Here is a 3,561-nt window from a genome sequence, read left to right on the forward strand (position 1 = left end):
TTATCTCTCAACACTTCCATTATAAAATTCTATATGTAGTTGTTCATCTCTTGTTATTTTAATTAAAAATTATTATATAAAAATAGTCTAGTTAAAAATATTTAACTTTATTAATTAAAATATGTTATTTATATGAATATTGATAAATTTACTGCACATGCTAAATCAGTGATAGCTAGTAGCCAATCGATTGCTGCTAAAAACGATCATCAGCAAATATTACCTTTGCATTTATTATCTAGTCTTTTAAGTGAAGAAACAGGTATAATTCAAACCCTTATTAATAATACTGGAGGTAATATAAACTTATTAAAAGATCAAGTTCAGCTAGAACTAAATAAAATCCCAAAACTTCAGGTTGAGGGAGGGGGACAAGTTTATTCTTCTGCTGAAGCTCTTAAAGTTTTAGAAAAAGCTAGTAGCATTGCTAAAGACAGTGGGGATAGCTTTGTAACCATAGAGCGTATATTTGAAGCATTAACTTATGATAATACTATAGCCGGTAAAATTTTAACGAATAATGGAATTAATAGTAAAAAATTAGCAGCAGCTATTTTACAGCTTCGTAAAGGCAAAAAAGCAGATACCGAATCGGCAGAAAATAGTTACGATGCTCTAAAGAAATACGGCAGAGATGTAACAGAGCTTGCCGAAAGCGGTAAGCTTGACCCGATAATCGGGCGTGATGAAGAAATAAGAAGAACCGTGCAGGTGCTATCACGACGCATGAAAAACAACCCTGTGTTGATCGGAGAACCCGGAGTCGGTAAAACTGCTATAATAGAGGAGCTTGCACAACGTATATTTAATAAGGACGTACCTGAGTCGCTTATGAATTGCCATATTATTGAGCTTGATATGGGAGCATTAATAGCAGGTGCTAAATATCGAGGTGAATTTGAGGAGCGTCTTAAAGCAGTACTTGGTGAAATCAAAGAATCAAGCGGTGAAATTATTTTGTTTATCGATGAATTACATCTATTAGTCGGTACGGGAAAAACCGACGGTGCTATGGATGCCTCGAATTTACTAAAACCTATGCTTGCTCGTGGTGAGCTGCACTGCATCGGTGCTACTACTTTAGACGAATATCGTAAATATATCGAGAAAGATGCAGCACTTGCTCGCCGTTTCCAGCCTGTTTACGTGAGTGAGCCGACGGTTGAGGATACTATATCAATACTTAGAGGAATTAAAGAAAAATATGAGCTGCATCATGCCGTGCGAATTTCCGATAGTGCAATAGTTGCAGCAGCGACGTTATCAAACCGTTATATTACCGATCGTTATTTACCTGATAAAGCTATTGATTTGATTGATGAAGCTTGTAGCCGTATGAAAATAGAATTGTCAAGTAAGCCTGAAGAGCTTGACGAGCTAGATCGCCGTATTATTCAGATAAAAATTGAGCTTGCAGCACTTAAAAAAGAAAATGACGAGCATTCTAAAAAGAAAATTACCCATTTAACCGAGGAACTCGAAAAGTTAGAATCTAAATCATATGATATGAACGCTAAATGGCAAGCAGAAAAGTCTAAACTACAGCAAGCCCAAAAACTTAAAGAAGAGTTAGAACGAGCAAGAATCGATCTAGAGCGTGCCGAGCGTGACGCTAATCTTGCTAAAGCTAGTGAGCTAAAATACGGAATTATACCTGAGATTATGAAAAAGATTCAGGAAGCCGAAAGTATGGATAATAAATGGCTATTAAAAGAAATTATATCGGAAAGTGATATAGCAAGTATTATCTCTCGTATTACTGGTATTCCAATTGATACGATGCTATCAAGTGAGCGTGAGCGTCTACTTGTAATGGAGCAGAAACTACGTGAATTGGTAATAGGGCAGGATGAGGCAATTAAAGGTGTTAGTGATGCGGTGAGAAGATCACGTGCAGGTATTCAGGATATTAACCGTCCGCTTGGTTCGTTCTTATTCTTAGGACCGACAGGAGTTGGTAAAACTGAGCTTATCAAAGCCTTAGCTGGTTTTCTTTTTGATGACCGTAATGCGATACTTCGTATAGATATGTCGGAATATATGGAGAAGCATGCTATTTCTCGTCTGATAGGAGCACCTCCCGGCTATATTGGATATGATCAAGGCGGGGTGTTAACGGAAGCAGTAAGACGCCGTCCTTATCAGGTAATATTATTTGATGAAGTTGAAAAAGCCCATCCCGACATATTTAATATTATGCTGCAAATACTTGATGAGGGAAGATTAACCGATAGTCAGGGTATCACAGTTGATTTTAAAAATACTATTATAGTTTTAACTTCTAATTTAGGTGCTGAGATACTTGTTAATCAGAAAGAGGACGAAGATACATATAAAGTAAAAGATGAGGTTATGGAATATGTAAAAGCAGTATTTAAGCCTGAGTTTTTAAATAGGTTAGACGAAATTATATTATTCCATCGCCTAAATCATAATAATATTCATGATATAGTTAAGATACAGCTTGAAAGCTTAAAGAAAATTTTACTAGCACAAAATATTATTCTTGAATTTGATGAATCTGCTTTAAATTATTTAGCCGAAAAAGGCTATGACCCAAGCTTTGGAGCAAGACCCTTAAAACGCCTTATCCAGAGGGAAATACAAAATAACTTAGCCAAAATTATTTTAGCAGGCGAAATAAGTAGCGGCAATACCGTGAAAATAGCTAGAGAAAAGGAAGAGCTAAGGATAAAGATAATTGATTAAGCTTTGCGTACGAAAACTAAATTATTGCATAACTCATAATTTTCATTAATTTTTTCTTGAGCCTAGTCTATTACTTTGTTATAACCACCTTTCTAACTTTGATAAACAAGTAAGTTAGATACAATAAAAATCTAATGAACGGAGGTGTGAAGTATTATGATAATGACGATGAAATAGATTACGAAACAGCAGAAGAGATATTGAAAGAAATCTACTCCTTAAATGAATTGGAAGAATTAAAAAAACAAGATGGAGTAGAACTTGAAGAATATGTCGATGCTTACAATGAAGCAGAATTAGATGATAATAACAGTATAACTTTTAGAGAATTTTTTGCATTGAAAGATTTCAAAGAAACCGGCTATATGAGGTTGTATGATAAAACAAAAGAATCCTATGAAATGCAACGTGCTTTAGTAATACTAACTAATGATCAATACCAAATGAGTCAAGGAAAAGTTGAAAATCTTACTATTTGGCGTGGAGAAACAAGAGAGAAATCAGAGGTAGGTATATTTAACATAGGAAATGAATATTCTACAGAGCGGTTTATGTCTACAACTTCTGAGCAGAGTATTATTAATAATCATATGTCAGATGAATTAAAACCGCATCAAATTAATATTGAATATGAAATTGAAATGAATTCCCCTCTAGTAGGTGCTGATATTTCTTCTATATTAAACGATGGAGAAAAGGAAATAGTAGTATTGCCAAATACTAAGTTTGAAATAACTAATGTTAAGCACGAGGATGATCATACCCTATGTATTAGTATGAAAAACAAGCCAATCATATATGATACATGGAAAAGTAATTTTGATCTATGGCTTTCTAACATGGGAGTGTTGA

2 protein-coding genes are annotated in these 3,561 nt (G+C 34.5%); both read left to right on the top strand.

Features of this window, described 5'->3' with window-relative positions; genetic code table 11:
* Positions 1–132: 132 nt before the first annotated feature.
* Positions 133–2,709 carry an ATP-dependent chaperone ClpB gene (gene clpB / locus SB78_RS05530; RefSeq protein ID WP_041079206.1) on the top strand — a complete coding sequence of 859 codons (2,577 nt, stop codon included), beginning with the start codon at positions 133–135 and terminating at the stop codon, positions 2,707–2,709.
* A gap of 134 nt (positions 2,710–2,843) precedes the next feature.
* Positions 2,844–3,561 (top strand): hypothetical protein (locus SB78_RS05535; RefSeq protein WP_041079208.1); only part of this gene is annotated, 718 nt, incomplete at its 3' end.

It is taken from the genome of Rickettsia asembonensis, from assembly GCF_000828125.2.
Lineage (GTDB): Bacteria > Pseudomonadota > Alphaproteobacteria > Rickettsiales > Rickettsiaceae > Rickettsia > Rickettsia asembonensis.

Bases quoted from the DNA above. Each gene is read 5' to 3' on its own strand.
- clpB (WP_041079206.1), top strand. From the start codon at position 133: ATGAATATTGATAAATTTACTGCACATGCTAAATCAGTGATAGCTAGT.